The sequence below is a fragment of the Xenorhabdus sp. XBWT genome (assembly GCF_059072735.1).
This window is the reverse complement of sequence record NZ_CM180990.1, coordinates 1,120,884-1,139,968: the sequence shown is the minus strand read 5'-3', so window position 1 is coordinate 1,139,968 and position 19,085 is coordinate 1,120,884. Positions and strand designations below refer to the sequence as shown.

10 protein-coding genes and 2 pseudogenes are annotated in these 19,085 nt (G+C 46.2%); 9 read left to right on the top strand and 3 right to left on the bottom strand.

The genetic code is table 11. The annotated features are described in order from the left end of the window. The first annotated feature begins 4 nt into the window (after positions 1-4). Positions 5-280, top strand: a complete 276-nt coding sequence (locus AC5JQI_RS05130) for a hypothetical protein (protein WP_493913938.1) — start codon at positions 5-7, stop codon at positions 278-280. 5 nt (positions 281-285) lie between these two features. Then, on the top strand, positions 286-420 hold the full coding sequence (locus AC5JQI_RS05125; RefSeq protein WP_493913937.1) for a transposase: 135 nt from the start codon (positions 286-288) through the stop codon (positions 418-420). Positions 421-447: 27 nt separating this feature from the next. Here the strand turns inward: AC5JQI_RS05125 and AC5JQI_RS05120 are convergent, their stop codons facing one another. The 3 genes and pseudogenes from AC5JQI_RS05120 to AC5JQI_RS05110 all read right to left on the bottom strand — a co-directional run. Further along, positions 448-2,514, bottom strand: a complete 2,067-nt coding sequence (locus tag AC5JQI_RS05120; RefSeq protein WP_493914619.1) for a condensation domain-containing protein — start codon at positions 2,512-2,514, stop codon at positions 448-450. Further along, a pseudogene (locus AC5JQI_RS05115) lies at positions 2,515-3,473 on the bottom strand (AMP-binding protein); the annotation flags it as partial. Positions 3,474-3,762: 289 nt separating this feature from the next. Beyond that, positions 3,763-4,087: pseudogene (locus AC5JQI_RS05110) on the bottom strand (DDE-type integrase/transposase/recombinase); the annotation flags it as partial. A 213-nt stretch (positions 4,088-4,300) separates the two neighbouring features. Between AC5JQI_RS05110 and AC5JQI_RS05105 the strand changes: the two are divergent. From AC5JQI_RS05105 to AC5JQI_RS05075, 7 genes are all read left to right on the top strand, one after another. Continuing rightward, positions 4,301-4,747, top strand: coding sequence for an AMP-binding protein (locus AC5JQI_RS05105; RefSeq protein WP_493913936.1), 447 nt, complete (start codon positions 4,301-4,303; stop codon positions 4,745-4,747). Between the two features lie 3 nt (positions 4,748-4,750). Beyond that, positions 4,751-6,127 (top strand): non-ribosomal peptide synthetase, encoded by a 1,377-nt coding sequence (locus AC5JQI_RS05100; protein WP_493913935.1) that lies wholly within the window; start codon positions 4,751-4,753, stop codon positions 6,125-6,127. 20 nt (positions 6,128-6,147) lie between these two features. Beyond that, positions 6,148-11,583, top strand: a complete 5,436-nt coding sequence (locus tag AC5JQI_RS05095; protein ID WP_493913934.1) for a type I polyketide synthase — start codon at positions 6,148-6,150, stop codon at positions 11,581-11,583. A gap of 65 nt (positions 11,584-11,648) precedes the next feature. Further along, entirely contained in the window at positions 11,649-15,713 is a 4,065-nt protein-coding gene (locus AC5JQI_RS05090) for a non-ribosomal peptide synthetase (RefSeq protein WP_493913933.1), read from the top strand. Next, positions 15,710-17,320: a DHA2 family efflux MFS transporter permease subunit gene (locus AC5JQI_RS05085; RefSeq protein ID WP_493913932.1), complete on the top strand. Its 1,611-nt coding sequence runs from the start codon at positions 15,710-15,712 to the stop codon at positions 17,318-17,320. The genes AC5JQI_RS05090 and AC5JQI_RS05085 overlap by 4 nt, the downstream gene beginning before the upstream one ends. Before the next feature lies 1 nt (position 17,321). Continuing rightward, positions 17,322-17,945, top strand: coding sequence for a DUF3159 domain-containing protein (locus AC5JQI_RS05080; protein WP_493913931.1), 624 nt, complete (start codon positions 17,322-17,324; stop codon positions 17,943-17,945). Between the two features lie 58 nt (positions 17,946-18,003). Further along, on the top strand, positions 18,004-19,023 hold the full coding sequence (locus AC5JQI_RS05075) for an NADP-dependent oxidoreductase (protein ID WP_493913930.1): 1,020 nt from the start codon (positions 18,004-18,006) through the stop codon (positions 19,021-19,023). The last annotated feature ends 62 nt before the right edge of the window (positions 19,024-19,085 follow it).

The following is a 19,085-nucleotide window of genomic DNA, read 5'->3' as shown; positions in this document are numbered from 1 at the left end:
CGCTTTGAAACGACTTCGGCTCACGCATAAAAAAACGCTAGAACACCCTCGCGCTGATCCTCAGGCTCGTCAAGCGTTTGTCGAGCGAATCAATGGCTATGAACAGGAAAATAAACCGACTGTTTACTTAGATGAAAGTGGTTTTGCTCAATCCATGCCACGTACACATGAGTATTCTGAAAAAGGTCAACGCTGTTTTGGTACACACGACTGGCATGCGAAAGGCCGTATTAATGTGATTGGTGCCATTCTCGAAAATAGGTTCCGCACGGTGCAGTGATAGTCATGGATAATGCGTCTTTCCACAAAAGAAATGACACGATACAAGCGATAGCTGATTACGAATATCAACTGGAATGGCTTCCTGCTTATAGCCCTGATTTGAATCCGATAGAACACAAATACTTTATAATTAAATAGCTATTTAAATTGAATTATTAATGGCGTTCACTGTTCCATTTCTTCCGAAATCCCAATCCTTAACAGCAACGCAAGATATTCTTTGGATAATGCTTTGAGATTATCTTCAGAGAATACCTGCGGATTATAATTAAAACACAGTGTAAAACTTTTGGCGTCCTGGATAAGTAAAGTTAAATCCAACTTAAAATAATGGCTGTATATCTCACTGATGCTCAACTGACAGTTATTGATGTTTCTTGTTTCGGGAAGCGTCGTTAAGTAATTAAACCCTGTCGAAAAATACAACAGAGACTCCTCAGGCGAATGCCGCAATGCATTAACTATGTCCTGATAAGACAAATGTTGGTTTTCCAGCAATGAAAACACATGCTTTTTGCAGCGAGCTAATAAATGATTAAAAGACTCTTCACTATTAATATCGATAAAGAAACTGGTCATATTAACGAAACAGCCAAGAGTATTTGCATCCTCTTGTGAGACGCGATCTGTAGTCGGAATACCAATCGGTTGATTACAGTAAGCTGTTTTCTGTAAAGCCAGACTGAATAATGTCAACAATGTAATAAATGGCGTGACATTATTTTGTTGAGAAAAATGGCGTAACTGAGCGCTCTGTTCAGTATTCAGTGTCACCAGATAGTTGCGGCTCTCCGTTTGGGAAGATTGTAGGGCAAGTGATGGTAATGCCCCTTGACGGCGATATCCCGCTAATGTCTGACGCCAGAATTCCGTTTCCTTAACGCGTTGCTCAGGGGTATTAACTTTGCGTTGCTCACGACAATAATCGGCATATTGCCAGTCCGCTTTGATGCGATACATGACATCACCAGCCAAGAACGCCTGATAATAGCTGACAAACTGCCGAAAGAAAGGCGTGATAGCATCATGATCGAAAAGGGTATGATGCACTCTGCACAAGAGAATATGGTGATCCGGCGCGTTCTCAAGCAGCCAGAAATATGCTAATGGCGATTGTTCAAAGCCTACTAACTCACGGCACGCAATCCCAAGCAATACACTATCACGTAAAGGGCGCTCTTCAGGCAACACCACATTCAGAAGAGGAATATTCACCGCTGATGCGGGTACGATTCGGCTACAAACCGGGTCGCTATCAAGATCAAACTGGGTGCGTAACACTGCATTTTGCTCAAGGATACGTGACACACTATGGTTAACAGCGCTTTTACTAATGCTGCCATGAATATCAATGGCGCAGTAGATTTGGTACAATCCCGGATTTTCATTCATCAATTCCAAGGTAAGGAAATAGCGTTGCTGGGAAGATAAAATCCCCTGAGCCTTATCGTCATCGTCATCGTCATTGCGGACAATATCGTTGTTGCTGTAATAAGGCACAACGCTCGCCAACATCCGTGGCGTCGGATTCGCAAAGAAACAGTCGAAATCAATATCAGCATACAACTGATGACGGATGCGATGGCGAACCTGCATTATTTGCAATGAATTACCACTCAGCTCAAAGAAATTGTCGTTTGCACCCAGGTTAACGATGCCCAGCACGTCCTGCCAGATATCAATGAGTTCCTGTTCCAGTTCACTCGCCGCACTGACAAAGGGTATCGCAAGGGAAGGACGTAATGGCAACGGTTTCGGTAAACGGTGAGTGTCCAATTTGCCATTCGGCAATTTAGGGATCGTATCCAGATAGATAAAGTAAGCTGGAATCATGACCGTCGGCAGTTTTGCCGACACAAAACGGCGTAATTCTGTTTCGGCGATACGCGCTTGTATAGCGACAAGATAAGCAATGATTCTGGGCATAGTCAAATTCTCATCGAAGCGTACTATGGCTTTCGCGATCCCCGTGTGGGAGATCAATGCATGTTCAATTTCTTCAGCAGCGATGCGCACCCCATTGATTTTAAATTGCTGATCGCGACGGCCTAGGTAAAGCACTTCATTATTATTAAACGTTTTGCCTAAATCCCCCGTACGATGCACCCGCCAAGCACGGTTCTGACGCTCAACTCTATAAAAACGTTGACGTGTCAGATCTTCGCGATTGATATACCCCCTGGAGACACCATCGCCCATAATACAAATTTCACCCACTTCGCCCGGTGCCACTTCTAGGCATTTCTCGTCGACGATCAGTAATTCGCTGCCGCGTAACGCATTACCAATAGTGACAGGATTTTCTGGCCATAATCGACTGAAAGAACCGTTCGCTGTTGCTTCTGTTGGACCGTATAAATTAAATAAAAAATATCCGGTACCTCGCGGAAAGTGCGATTTTTGAGATCGTTTGATACCGCCTCGCCTGATAAAAATACGGTTTTCGGCAGCGATTGGGCATCGGCGTCACATTGCTGCCGAACATAATTCAGTAACTCTTCCCAAATAGTCGGAACACAATAATAAAGTGCTCCGTCCGGATATTGTCGATACCAGTTCAACAATACCGGATACTGTTGAAGAATGTTTTTGGGCAGAATATGCAGCGTGTCGCCTCGTAACAGAGGAGCATAAAGTTGCGTGACTGCGGCCGCAAAGCTAAGCGATGCAGTTAATGGTAGCCTGGCGCGAGCCACTGGCCATAAATCTTCATTAAACCAATTCAAATAGTAATCCATATTGGCATGTTCAATCATCACGCCTTTCGGGATACCTGTTGAGCCAGAGGTATAGAGGATATAGGCGAGATCATCGGCCGTAACGTCAGGCAATGTGCAAGCAGGCAAGCTTTCCGGCAACGCCATTAGATCTTCTATAAACAGAACGGTTTTACTCAGGATTGTCAGATCATTATGCTGATTTATTTCCCTGGAAGTGATTACCAAGAAGGATGATGAGTCGTTAACAATAGCCGTTATTCTCTCCAGTGGATGAAAGTCTGAAAGTGGAACATAGGTAAAACCAGCTTTCATGACTGCCAGCAAAATCGCGGGTAAATAAAGGCAGGGATCCAAATATACTGCTATTACGCCGCTTCGATTTTTTTGTCCAAATTCATTAAATAAATAATGTGCGATACGCGTCGAAGTTTGTTTAAGTTGGAAGTAAGTCTGAGATTTTTCCTCAAACATAACGGCGATTGAGCCAAATGTATCCTCTGCAATTCTATCTATCTTATTAAAGATAGGGAGTAATGAATTATTCATTTCCCGACTTCTCTCGCACTGTAAGAAATATATTAGACAAGCTACTGTTGATAGGATAATAAATTCGTTATAAGCATATTCATCAATGCCTCTGTGGAATGATTGTAATTGAATACTTTGAATGATTTCTAAACTCCCCATCAATAACATCGTAATAATTAGTAACACCTCTAATTAGTTAAATTTGATGTATAATGCTCGTTTTTGAGGTTTACTCATGGCCAGCTAACCGAGCCTGAACTCGGCGGAAATTTTTCAGTCCCAGTATGGAAACCGTCCGACGTTTAACATTGCGGTGATCCTGTCCAATCAGATTATTGAGATATTTATTCTGCCGGATAGCAATCGCTTAGTTCTTTGATTTCCTTTTGATTTAACTCGCCCACTGCCGCTTTATTGGTCCCACTTTTATCCATCGTGACGATATCCGATTATCCATGTTGCTCCATCGCTTTTTTGAAGAAATGTAGGGTAGCCGTCTTATCCCGATTCGAGATAAACAAAAAGCAAACGATGTTGCTATCTGAGTCCACAGTCTGATTTTTTCCTGTATTCTGTCCATCAAGATCAAAATAAGAGCAAATTACATGATACATGAGTAACCATCTGGAATGAGAAAAACTTACGTAAGTGAGATCAGTCAAGAAGTATTTCAGGAGATTTAACTTTTGTTGCTCCTCAGCAGAAAGAGCGCTCGCCTCGGATTATTCTGTGCGTTGCTGTATATTCTCTTAGAATGCAGGAAGCCGGTTATGAAATCGGAAAAGACAATTCATGCGCAATTTATGGCACAGAAAATGAAAACCCCTCATGCCGTAGCGTTGAGAAGTGATAATTCATCAATAAATTATGAGGGGTTGGATAATCGCTCAACAGCGCTGGCTGGTTATTTAATTAAACAAGGTGTCAAGCCGGGCGATAAAATTGGCGTATATCTTCATAAAGGTGTTTCACTAATTGTTAGTCTATTAGGAATATTAAAGGCGGGCGCTTGCTATGTCCCACTTGATCCTTCCTATCCTCAGGAACGTCTGTTATATATTGCGCACCATGCGAGCGTTCGCTTTATTATGACTAACCTGACATTAGCGCCCAGAATACCAATTGATGATGATAAAAAAATAGATATTACCGCGCTGAATTTGAATGCGTCCTGTTATTTCCCGCTACCCGTAGTTGATGATAATGCCCTGTGTTAGGTTATGTATACCTCAGGGTCTACAGGCCAGCCAAAAGGCGTCATGATCCGGCATCGCACCGTGGTGAATTACCTTTGGTGGATGCAGGACGCTTTCGGAATAGCGCAGCGTGATGTAGTGCTTAACCAATCCACCTTCAGCTTTGATGTATCAGTGTGGGAAATTTTCTGGCCACTGATTACCGGTGCGAGCTGCGCACTAATTTCCGATGAGATCAAGTATGATCCCCATCAGATAATCAATTTTATGCAGCAACACCGCGTCACTGTGGTTCAGTTCGTTCCGACGGCGCTGCGCGCCATTGTTGCGGCGCAAAAACTGCAATCCTGTAGTGAACTCCAGCATATTTTTTCTGGCGGCGAAGCGCTGGATCAGAAGTTGGTAGATGATCTGTCCACGCAATTTACTGGTCAAATTCACAACCTTTACGGTCCGACGGAGGCTACTATTTATGCCTACCATTGGTTGTGCCAACCCGGTGCGGATGTAACAATTGTTCCTATCGGCACCCCTATACCTCATGCCAGAGCGTATGTTCTGGATGAACAATGTAATGTGCTTTCATCTGGTAAAGCAGGTGAACTGTATCTGGCGGGCGATATTCTGGCGCAGGGCTATATCAATGAGCCAGAACAGACGCGTAACAGTTTCATGCCCGAACTGTTCGCAACGGATGTGGATGTGCCAGGCCTGATGTATAAAACCGGCGATATTGTTCGGGTGCGGGAAGATGGCGTACTTGAATTTCTCGGGCGCGTGGACAGTCAAGTTAAATTGCGTGGCCATCGGGTGGAATTAAATGAAACAGAATCCATTCTTCGCAATTACAGCAAATTATCTAATGCGGCTGCGATTCTGGAAAATAATGAGGAGTCCAAACTGCCGGAGATCGTTGTATTTTATGTTGTGAAAGAAAACGAAATCGTCCAAGAACTAGAATTAAAAGAATATCTCTACAAAATCCTGCCGTTTTATATGATCCCTTCATATTTTATCGAACTGGCTTTTATACCTACGCTACCCAACGGCAAAGTGAATAATACTTCTCTGCATCAGAATTTCAAGAAAGGTCTAAAACACAAGACAAAAAATATCGTACTTCCCTCATCAAATCTTGAAACTGAAATCACCAAAATATGGGAGCAGGTGCTTAACAATAAAAACTTATCTGTCCATGAAAACTTTTTCGACTCGGGTGGTAACTCATTATTAATGTCAAAGGTACACAGAGAAATCAAAAATAATCTTGACATTTCGGTATCCATTATGGACCTGTTTCAGTATCCCACCGTTAAGGCATTGAGCGCTTATCTGGATGAAAAAGGTCTTAAATCCGCTTCCAGTAATAATAAAAGTGATAAAGCAGGCAATAAATCTTAAATCAGATGGGGTCACCGCTCATGAATAATTTCGCTAACGTACGCAATAAAGACATCGCCATCATCGGCATGGCGGGCCGCTTCCCTGGCGCGGAAGATATTACCACTTACTGGCGCAACCTGCTTGACGGTCTGGAAACAATTACTACCTTTACTGAAGCAGATTTACGCGCCTCCGGTGTGGATGAAGAACTTATCGCAGCGCCGAACTATATTCGCCGCCGCGGGATCCTAGGTGATGCCCAGCATTTCGATGCTAGCTTCTTTGATATTACGCCCCGCGATGCGGAAATTATGGATCCACAACACCGAAACTTCCTTGAGTGCAGTTGGCTGGCTTTTGAAAATGCTGGCTACGTGCCCTCGATATATCCTGGAAAAGTCAGTGTGTTTGGCGGTACCGGCACAGCCTGGTACCTGCAACAGGCCCGCGCCAACCAGGAAGTTCAGAAGTATGCAAGCGGCGCCTCACTGGTCACCAACAACGACAAAGATTATGTGACGACGCGGGTTTCCTACAAGCTGAACCTTAAAGGCCCAAGTATTGACGTACAGACTGCCTGCTCCACGGCGATGGTCGCGATTGTTATGGGCGTCAATAGCCTGCTGAACGGTGAAAGCGACATGGTAGTCGCAGGCGGGGTTTCAATTGATACACCGGAACGCCGTGGATACTTGTATATGCAGGGGGGAATGGAATCGGCGGACGGTCATTGTTACGCCTTCGATGCCCGGGCGAACGGCACCGTATTTAGCCGTGGCGTCGGCATCGTGCTTCTGAAGCGCCTGAGCGATGCTGTGCGCGATGGCGATCATATCTATGCGGTGATCAAAGGCGGCGCCATTAACAACGACGGCAATAATAAAGCGGGCTTTACTGCGCCAGGTATCGTCGGTCAGATTGCCGTTGCCAAAGAGGCATTAAATCGCGCCGACGTCGATCCCGTTACAATTAACTTTGTGGAAGCACACGGAACCGCTACGACGCTGGGCGATCCCATCGAGTTCAGATCTCTGAGCCAAACGTTTCAGGAATTCACTTCTGAAAATCAGTTTTGTCGTCTAGGATCGGTCAAAACCAATATCGGACATACCGATGCCGCATCAGGCATTGCCAGTTTAATCAAAGCCTCGCTATCGCTGAAAAACCGCGTTTTGCCTGCTTCGCTGCACTACAAAACGCCAAACCCTAACATAGATTTTGAAAACAGCCCGTTCATCATGAACACAGAAATGCACCCGCTGGACGCTAACGGCGCGCCGCTACGGGCTCTGGTGAATTCTTTTGGTGTGGGCGGCACTAATGCCTGCGTTATTATGGAAGAAGCACCTGAAGTACCTGCCAGCAGCTCAACGGAAGGTTATCTGCTATTCCCGTACTCAGCAAAAACCCCCTCCGTGCTTAAAAAGATGAGTGAAAACCTCAGGCAGTATCTACTGCAAAATGTAGAAGTCAACTTGGCGGATGTAGCTTATACCTTGCAGGTCGGACGCCAACGTATGGCACACAGCGGCTTTGTTGTTGCGCGTGACCGTGAAGCATTGCTCAGTAAACTCGCGCAACCCACAGTGATCGCACCACAATCAGGAAAAAATCACAAATCTGTCGTGTTTATGTTTCCAGGCCAGGGAAACCAGTATGTCAACATGGCGCGTGAATTATACGGCAGTTATCCTACTTTTCGCGAACATATGGATAGATGTTGCGCTCACCTTGAAAGCATCCTCGAACATAATCTGTGCGATATCATTTTCCAAGATACCGAAAGCACGAATAAAGATCTCATCAACGAAACCCAATACACGCAACCAGCGCTCTTTGTCGTGGAATACGCGCTGGCGCAGTTATGGCTGTCATGGGGTGTGAAACCCGACATTATGATTGGACACAGCGTGGGCGAATATGTCGCTGCCTGTCTCTCTGGAGTGTTGTCTCTGGAAGATGCGCTGACGACAGTTGCAATGCGCGGCAAACTGGTACAGCAGCTTCCTGCGGGCGCTATGCTTGCAGTGTTGATAGAAGAAAATGCTCTGCACGAACGTTTATCTGAAAGCCATCTTGAGATTGCGGCCGCAAACTATCCTGGATTATGTGTGGTCGCTGGTGGACTGGTTGAGATTGAAGCTTTCCAGAACAAACTGGAAGACGAAGGTATTTTTTGCAAACACCTCGACACCTCTCATGCATTCCATTCTTACATGATGGAACCGATACTTGATGATTTCCAGAAGGTGATCGAAAAAATCACCTTTAATTCCCCTGCTATTCCCTTTATGTCTACCGTGACCGGCGACTGGATCACCGATAGCCAAGCGCAAAGCCATGATTACTGGGTCAGCCATGTTCGTCAGCCGGTTCTGTTCACACATGCTTTCAAAACGTTAATTGCCCAGGAGCATAACCAATTTGTTTTCCTGGAAGTGGGCCCAGGCCGATCGCTGGAGTCAGCCGCAAAACAGCATATCAATACAGCGGAAAATCCGTCGATTTTCTCATCTCTACCTACGGCTAAAGATGTCGCGCTGACTGGCGAACAATTTCTGGCAGCTTTAGGTAACCTATGGTGTAGCGGCGTAGATATTGATTGGTCTGGTTATTATGACGGTCAACGCCGTTTGCGCCTGCCGCTACCAGGCTACCCTTTTGAACGTAAAGAGTTTCGTCTTCCTGTGTTGAACATGGAAACGTTAAACGGGCTGGATAATAGTTCCATTAATACGCGTAAGAGAAAACAATCAAATATAAGTAACTGGTTTTATATGCCAGCATGGCGTCAGACGATCCCAGGGAAGTACATGAGTGGCAAGGTCGCTGCCGTAACGACAGACTGTTGGGTTATTTTTTCAGATAGATACAGAGTAACTGAAGCGCTACTCTCACAGCTTAGAGAGGATGGTTTTACTGTTATTACCGTTGTGCAGGGCAAAGCGTATCAGGAGAACGACAATGCCTTCGTTATCGATCCTGATAACAGCACACATTACGTTAGCCTGTTCAGCAACATTAAGAAAAGAGAGTTAACGCCAACCCGTATCCTTCACTTATGGAGTCTCTCCAAGGAAGATGACAATACCCGGTTGATTGATTCCTGTGAGATTTTACAGCGCGACGCATTTTACAGCCCAATATACCTGCAACAGGCGCTGATTAGCGAAAACCTGTTAGATGGCCTGCGCTTATTACTTGTCACTAACAATATCTTCAGCGTTGCGGGTGAGTCTATCGGTTCGCCTTATAAAGCCCTGCTTATTGGACCTGCCAGGGTTTTCTACCATGAATATCATGAAGTGCGTTGCCACCTGGTAGATATTGATCTTGATGTCCCTGTTGCGGACATCGCCAGTCTGCTGATCGATGAAAGCAATATCGATACCGATGGCAACTTGGTCACCTACCGTCAGCGTCATCGCTGGGAAGAGGCATATCAACAGTTGCCGCTCTCTTCTGAAGAAAACAATAAAACCGTTGCTATTCGCGATGATGGCACCTATCTAATCACCGGCGGTTTAGGTGGGATCGGCATGCTGGTTGCCGAGCAACTGGCGCAGAGCAGCAATGCGACATTGATCCTGACGTACCGCTCGCCATTGCCGGCACGTGAAGAGTGGCAACATTGGCTTCAAGAACACGCAGTGGATGATGCTACCAGCGAAAAACTCGCCTGCATCTTGCGTCTGGAAGAACAAGGTAATCGCGTGCATCTGTTGAATGTGGACGTTTGCGATTACGCCGGCATGAAAGTGGGTCTGTCTGAATTTTCACATATTGATGGCGTATTCCACACGGCGGGTGTAGTGGGCTGCGGGATTATTCCTCTCAAAAACAGATCTAACTGTACTAAAGTGCTTGATCCAAAAGTTCGCGGTACATTAATTCTGGATGAACTACTGACTGACAGAGCGCCGGATTTCTTCCTCTTGTTCTCATCCATTACCTCCATTGTGGGCGATCCAGCACGTATTGATTACTGTGCAGGCAACGCCTTTATGGACGTTTTCGCCCATTATCGTAATCAATATCGCCCAGGCTGTAGTATGTCCATTAACTGGGGTCAGTGGGGTGATATTGGGATGGCGGCGCGATGGAATAAGCAGCTCAATGAAAAAGGAAGAAACACGACATTTGAGGAAATTACCGGCGATCTTCTTACGCAAATTGAAAGTAAAGCCAGTGAAGATGTGTTTCGCGTAAATATTTCAGTCAATCAAGACTGGGTGATTAACGAGCATCACTTATTAAAAACACCGACGTTAGTCGGGACCACAATTCTGTCCCTGCTGAATGAATATCTGACCGTGTTTAAACAAGGCGAAAAGTTGCAAGTTAAGAATCTGATGCTGAGTACACCAGTGCTTTACCATAACGCCTGGCCGCGCGAAATGAATCTGGTTGTTACCCAACAGGATAAAGGCTACAGATTCAGCCTTAAAAGCCGCGGAATTCTGAACTTTAACTGGCAAGAACACGCATTTGGTCAGATTAGCGAAGCTAAAGAAGTGGATCACGACTATGAGCAGCCGGACGCGATTCGCCAGCACTGTCCTACCATTATCAGCGATTATGCACTGAGTACAAGAGAAGATTTCCTAGCGCTGAGTCATCGTTGGAATACTATCGCTGAATTGCGCAAAAATGAGACCGAATGGTTTATTCGTCAGGCACTGGCAAAAGAGTTCGCGAGCGATCTACAACGTTACGCCTTCCATCCAGCAATGATTGACTCGGTCACTATAGCGTGCTTGTCGGGCTTGACGGAAAATCATTTTCTGCCGATCAGTTATGGACAGATTTATTTCCATGATCCATTAGAAAAAGAGTGTTTTGTTCATGTGAAATTAAATCAGCCCTATCAATCCCAAGATAATACAATTGTTATGAACATTGTATTTTTCTCGGCGCAGGGTAAACGGTTGATGACTCTTGAGAATTATACGTTGATTAAAATCGCGGATAATAATCAGATAAGTACTGACAACATGAATAAAATGACTGAGGTAAAAGTTAATTTACAGAATAAAGACATCCTCTATTTTGAAGGACAAGAAGCTATAAAACGTATTCTTAATCACCTAGAGTTCCCACAGCTAGTGGTGGTCACATCCGATTTGGAGCAATTCATTTTTGAAGCGATTCCGGAAAAAGAAGAGAAAGATAGATTACAAATCGAAGCCAGTGTTTCAGATTCACATGTCCGTCCAGCCTTGTCGGTGGAATATGTTGCACCAGAAAACGATATTGAAAAAGAAATTACAAAAGTATGGCAATCCATTCTTGGGATATCCGGTATTGGCGCCCTAGACAATTTTACGGAACTGGGGGGCAACTCTCTGCTGGCTGTACAAGTTGTGTCTATCGTATCGGGTATTTTTGAAATTGATATTCGCGTGGATCTGTTCTATCAGGATCAAACTATCAGAGGTATGACTAATCTGTTAGTTAGCGAACTAATCGAGTAAATAAATATCGCATGATAGCTGCCAGTGCACGCTATAACGCGACATCCAGCCTAGGAAGAAAGAACATGACAAACAAAAACGATGCTATTCGTTCATTAAGCTTGGATGAAATAAAAAAACTGGCCCATCAAAAAAAAACACAAACCGTAGGCAAAACACAAGACAGAATTCAACGCTGCACCGATGTTGAACGCAAACAATTTCCGCTGACTAGTGCGCAAAAAAGCATTTGGTTGCTTGATCAATACATTGAAGATAAAAGAGCCTATAACAATCCCTATGCTTTTGTTTGTCATATGGATCTCGAATTCAATCAGAAGCAAGCAAGTCAGGCGTTAAAGTTATTAATCCGTAAGCACACTATTTTACGCACAACATTTCAGATGGTTAATGGCGAAGTGATGCAATGTATCTCGGACAATATTATTTTTGATTTCGTTTATGAAGATATCATAACCATGCAGGAAGAGGAGAAAAAAAGTCGTATTGATAAGCAAGCACTCAAAGAAGGATGCCGGAGTTTTGATCTATCCCGTGGGCCACTTTTCTATTGGCGGGTGATTAAAACCCAACATAATGAATATGTGATGATGCTGACGCTTCATCATATTATTTCTGACGGCTGGACCATAAATCTCTTTTTCAGGGAGTTAATGGGGATCTATTTCCAACTGGAAAATGGCATTACGCCAGCAATTGATGATTTTTTACAATTCTCTGACTACGCGCTAGCAGAAAATCAGTGGCAAATTAGCGGTCATTATGACCAAGGCTTGGCGTACTGGAAAAAACAACTGGATGGCGTACAGGGTATCCTGAATATTCCCACCGACGCGCCACGTCCTGCACGAATGAGTTCGGCTGGTAGCATCGTTAGCCAGACACTGGATAATGATTTGCAAAAAGCGTTAAGCCTGCTGTGCAGTCAACATAACACCACGTTGTTTCATGCTATGTTAACCGCCTGGCAGGCCTTGCTGTACTTCTATAGCGGCCAGAACGAGATCATCGTCGGTATTCCTTTCGCAAACCGAAATCATGCGGCGAGCCGGGATTTGATGGGGCTTTTTATGAACGCCCTGCCGCTGCGTGGGGATGTCCGCGCTGAATCTCGGTTTGACGAAATGTTAGCGCAGGTGTGCGAGAACTGTGCTGAGGCGATGCTTTATCAGGACGTTCCTTTCAACATGATCCTCGACAACATCAGTTTCGCTCGCTTGCCTCAGGCTAATCCCCTGTTCCAGTCCATGCTAAGCTATCAGATTTTCCCGCATTTTTATGAAGATAGCCAGACATCGATCAAACCTTTAAAGGTGGATTATGGCGTTTCAAAAACCGATCTTAACCTCTGGGTCGAAGAAGACAGCGATAAGTTGTTATTGACACTCTACTATAACTCGACCCTTTACCGTAAAAGCACGGCCAGACAGATGCTGAAACATTTCCAACTGATACTGCGCCAGTTCGTGAGCAATCCGCATATCACCCTCATGCAGATCTCGTTGCTGAGTGACGAAGAACGAAGCCAATACCAGACTTGGATCCCTCAACCGCAAGTCGATTTCGTATCGGTACACCAACAATTAGTTCAGGTCGCCAATAATGCCCCGCACCAGATAGCGGTGTGTTGCGATAATCGGGCGCTGAATTATCAACAGGTAGAAGAGCAATCAGAAAATCTGGCTCAATGGCTGCTGGCAGAGGGCTTACAACCTGGTAATGTAGTCGGTATTCATATGACGAAGGGCAACGACTGTGTGGTAGCCATTATGGCTGTTTTGCGCGCAGGCGGATGTTACCTCCCGTTGGATATCACCCTGCCGCGCGAACGGTTAGTGTATATGATCGACGATGCTGCGGCATGCTGGATTCTCACCGAGAGCGATAATGACACATTTGAAGGAACAACTTGCCTAAATATTCATGTGACGCCCCAATCTCTTATCCGGCAGACTCTGCCGAACGTCGTCCCAGACACCCCCGCCTATATCATTTATACCTCAGGCAGTACGGGAACACCAAAAGGCGTACAGGTCAATCACGCCCAACTTGCTTGCTATTGCGATAACGCTCGCCAAGTCTTACAACAACCCGCAGGGGCGCATTATGGCATGTTCTCTAGCTTCACGACCGATCTGGCTCATACCATGCTTTTCCCTGCCCTGACCAGCGGCGGCTGTTTAAACATTATCAGCAATAGCGCATTACAGGATCCGTCCCGTCTGACAGCACTACTCACGCATCAACCGCTAGATTGTATAAAAATCACGCCATCCCATCTTAGTGCGTTATTAAATGGTAAAAACGAGGCCGCTCTGCTTCCATCCTCCCTGCTCATGTTGGGGGGAGAGCCTGTGCCCTGGTCACTGGTTGAACGTTTGCGATCGCTGAATGCACGCTGCCGCATTTTAAACCACTATGGACCAACCGAGAGCACCGTAGGGGTCACAACATGGGAAGCGATGCCGGACACACATATGCCGGAAGGCAGCTATCTGCCCATCGGTAAACCTTTCCCCGGTGTGCAATTACTGATTTTAGATAATCAGTTCCAGCCAGTGGCTGACGGTTTGCCTGGTGAAATTTGCATTGGCGGCGCGCACCTCAGCGCTGGATACATCGGCAATCATTCGCACAAAAACGCCAGTGCCTTTATTCCCCATCCACTACTTAAAGATGAACTCCTTTACCGTACTGGCGACAAAGGACGCCGCCTGCCGGATAGCAATATTGAGTACTTAGGGCGTATCGATCGCCAAGTGAAAATCCGAGGTTTCCGGGTTGAACTTGCCGAAATTGAACACGTTCTTCAGCAGTACCCCGGCGTAACCCAGGCCGCTGCGTTAGTAAAACCGGTCAGCAACAATGAGCAACAATTACTGGTCTTTTTCGCGACAGTACCAGGGCGGCAACAAAATGAGATTAAAGATTATGCTCGTGCCCGGCTACCCCACTTTATGTTACCGGACAGATGGTTATGGCTTGAGTCGATGCCACTCACCGCCACTGGTAAGATCAACTATACCAAGCTGAACACAATGACATTGCCGCACGATATTATGTGTCGACGTCCGCAAAGTGAAACGGAGCACCAGCTGCATCAGCTTTATTGCGGCGTGCTCAATCTTAGCAACGTCGATATTGATGACAGCTTTTTCCAACTGGGCGGCAATTCGATCAATGCGCTAAAACTGGTGATGCAGGTTAACCAGCAATTCGGCACCGCTTTGTCTCTAGGACAGTTGCTTGAACATAGCAGTATTTCGCAATTGGCGCAGTTTGTGGAGATGGTCAGCACTTCGCAGGCGTTGACTTCTCTGGTGACGCTGAACAAAGGTGATGAGAGCCTACCTACCTTCCTGTTGGTCCATCCAGCAGGCGGCAACGTACTCTGCTATTACCCTATGTTGCAACCTCTGGGGTCACTCTACCCGGTCTACGCTCTTCAGGTCGCTGATTTTAGCCAAATTCACGACTATGACCGTGAAATTTCCTCGCTGGCCGCATTCTACCTGCGACAGACAGGGGATCTGATCCATCGCCAAAAACTGATTATTGGTGGCTGGTCGCTGGGCGCGACTATCGCTTTCGAAATGGGCCAACAGATCGCCAGCATCACAGGCCGAGCACCAACGCTTCTGGTGTTTGATCAGCCTGCGCCGCAAGTGCGCATCGATAACGCTGAAAATATGAGCGACAGCGATCGTCTGGCTTATTATGCCCACAAAGTCGCGATGTTTACCGGCACGCATTTCAATATCTCGGAAGAGAAATTGGCTACGATGAGCGATGACGAACGCACCCATCTGTTTTTGAGTGAATTTCGACACGCAGGGCTGATCCCCGCTTCACTGAGCTTCGAGAATTTCCGTCATTTTCTGGTGATTTTATGGGCGCACATCAATGCCAGCGATTACTATGTCGGTGAGCCTTATGCCGGAAATATTGTAGTAGCCGAAGCGCAGGAGGATTTGCCTGGCAGGATACGGTTGCTTACACCAGGGCTTGGCTGGCAGAGCCTGACGGATAAACCTGTCACCCTCCTGCCAGCGCAAGGCAATCACATTACCATGATAAACGAACCTTTCATCACAGAACTTATTCAGCGTGTAAAACAGGTGCTGCTATGAGTGTAACCGGGCAGGAAAATACCTTGAGAATTGAGGGAAACCACAAAGAAAATTCAGGGGTATCCCTCCATAGCTGGTGCGCCGTTATTGGCGGCTTGCTCGGCGGCTTTATGGCCATTCTGGATATCCAAATAACCAACTCGTCGATGAAGGTTATTCAGGGCGCGTTATCAGCCACGCTGGATGACAGTTCGTGGCTAATGACCTCTTACTTTACCGCTGAGATCATCGCCATTCCTCTATGCGGCTGGCTGGCTCAGGCGCTTGGTACCAGCCGTTATGCGTTGTGGTGTATCGGCAGTTTTCTCGCTGCGTCAATACTGTGTTCGTTTTCATGGAATCTTAATTCCATGATTGTCTTTCGGGCGTTACAGGGATTCGGCGGCGGCGCGCTGATCCCTCTCTCTTTTCGCCTGATTATTGAGGTCTTACCGAGGGAAAAACGCCCCTTCGGGATGTCTTTATTCAGTATCGTAGGCACTTTTGCTCCGGCAATTGGCCCTTCTCTGGGTGGGTGGCTGACAGATACGTTCTCCTGGCACGCTATTTTTTACATCAATGCCGTGCCTGCTGTTTTCGCTTGTGGCCTGATTAACTATGGAATGAAACGCCCGCCCATTCGTTGGCAGGTGATCCTCGATGGTGATTTTATCGGCATCCTCACCGCAATGTTGTGGCTAGGCTCATTGGAAGTCGTTCTGGAAGAAGGGCGCAGTCTGTACTGGCTGGATTCTAACCTTATCTGCACGCTTATCGCGATCTCGGTAGTGGCATTTTTAGGGTTCGTTTACGATCAACTTGTGCACCCTTCTCCATTAATTAACATCCGCATGTTCAAGGATGCAGCGTTCTCGCATGCCTGTGTTCTGTTCTTTATGCTGGGCATCGCTATTTATGGCATATTGTTTATGGTACCGTTTTATCTTACCACCGTGCATAACTATGACGCCCTACAGATTGGCAATGTGTTGGTTTGGATGGGATTGCCGCAACTGGCAATCCTTCCATTTATCCCGAAGTTGCTTAAGATTTTCAATCTGAAATATATGATTTTCATCGGCTTCGCCGGGATAGCCATCAGTTCATTCATGAATGGACATATGAATAGCAATTTCGCCGAGCAGCAGATGAAACTCTCGTTACTGATTCGGGCGCTGGGGCAACCCTTTATCATGGTGCCGCTTTCCATAATTGCTACCCGTAATATTCTGTCCAAAGACAGCGCATCATCCGCCATTCTGATTAACATTACCCGCAGTGTTGGCGGCTCAATGGGTACGGCTATACTTTCCACCCTCTACGTTAATCATACCTGGATGCATGCCAAACAGATCCAATCGACGATAACTTCCGGTAGCGATGCGTTTAATCGCTATGTGGATAGCGTCAAAACTCTTTTGACCCATCACGGCGACCCGCTAAATAACCTCTACGTTCAACAGATTGCCTATGCAATATTAACCAACGACATTAAGTTGCAGGCACAGATCATTGCCTTTAATGACATTTTTTATGTAATGGGCGTGATGATGCTAGCCACAGCGATCATGGCATTGCTCGCAACGAAGAATTTCCGGTTGTTCCAGTCCTCACAGGAGAAACAATAAAATGTACCAGAATACCCCCTATACTTTTCTGCATTACCTGCGTTCTCGTGCAGCGCTGCTGAACATCATCATTCCGTTAGTACTTTACTATGGTGCGCTGTACTTCTTTGGCATTGGTGCAGCGTTGCTGATCAGCGCTGTTTGGGCTGTATTTCTCGCGCTGCAAAGCAAAAATCGTCAGGCAACGCTGGCTGTCGTGTTGATGATCCTACTTTCCGGTCTATGTCACTATTTATTCCTGCGTCATCCCGCGTGGCTGCCCGTTCAACGGGAGGATGTTTTTCTATCGCTAAGTGGCGCATTAACGGTTGCGATGGTTTTCCTTTTTTATTCTCTACACGGCAAGCCCGTTATCCAGACCTTAGCCGAACAGGCGAGACCACAACTTAGGATGCTGGATATATACGGCTCTCCGGCTTATTTTCGCGTCTGGCAAGAAATATCATTGACGTGGATAGCTGTTTATCTGTGCAAAGCGATCCTGGTTTACCTGCTGTATCACTTACACAGCCCATTATTGAATACATCCCTGCTAGTGGTTGGCTGGCCGTTAACGCTGGCGATGATATTTTTTAGTGTTCGCTGGCCACGTTATCGCTGGCAGGCAAAAGCGAAGCAATCCTGAACTTTTACCTTGTACTGAACGAATACCCATAACCTACTTATTTAAAGATGAGCAGATCATGACACATTACGAAAACAAAGCCATCGTACTGGCCAGACACCCTAGAGGCCCCTTACAACTTAGTGATTTCCGCATAGAGACAACGCCTGTCAGAGATCTGGAGTCGGGCGAATTCCTTATTGCCAATCAGTGGCTATCGCTGGATCCCTATATCCGTTCGCGTCTGAACTTCAGTACAGATTATGTCAGCTCCGTCCATTGCGGTGACGTTGTCGCCGGAGAAACCGTTGGCGTTGTGGTGGCGTCTCGCAATCCGAACTTTATCGAGGGCGACAAAGTCTTCGCATATTCAGGCTGGCAGCAGTACCACATCAGCAACGGGCGCGATTTTATTGTTCACACCTTGCCGCAGGTCGAGCTACCCGACACAGTTTTTCTGAACACTGTGGGGACACCAGGACGCACTGCCTATTTCGGCATGATGCGTATCGCTAAACCGTGTGCAGGGGAAACGTTGGTGGTATCAGCGGCCTCTGGCGCTGTGGGATCAATCGTAGGGCAGATTGGCAAAATAGCGGGTTGCCGGGTAGTGGGTATCGCGGGTAGTGAAGAGAAATGCCGGTATGTCGTTCAGGAGCTTGGTTTTGACGTCTGCGCTAACTATCGAGACAGCGATTTCAAACACCAACTGCGTCAGGCTTGCCCGAATGGCATCGATATTTACTTCGAAAATGTCGGCGGCCGAATTTCGGTGCTGGTCGCACAATTATTAAATGACGGCGCCCGCGTACCGGTTTGTGGCAATGCGGCTAATTACGATCAACCATCCAGCATTGCGGCTTCCTGGCCTGCTGACTTTTTCTCCTCTTTGCCAGATCCGCCTATCAACCGTTTCTTTCTGGTAACGGAATGGTTTAAGGATTACCCAGAATCGGATGCGTGGCTATTGAATGCGCTTCATGAAGGAAAACTTAAATATCGGGAAACGTTAATTGATGGATTGGAAAAAGCTCCGAAAGCTTTTATCGATCTCTTAAACGCCAGACATTTTGGAAAACAAATTGTCAAGATTAACTGATCCGAATCGCCAGGAAATTTTATCTCCTGCTTTTCTGACAGTCGCACATCTTATGCGTAATT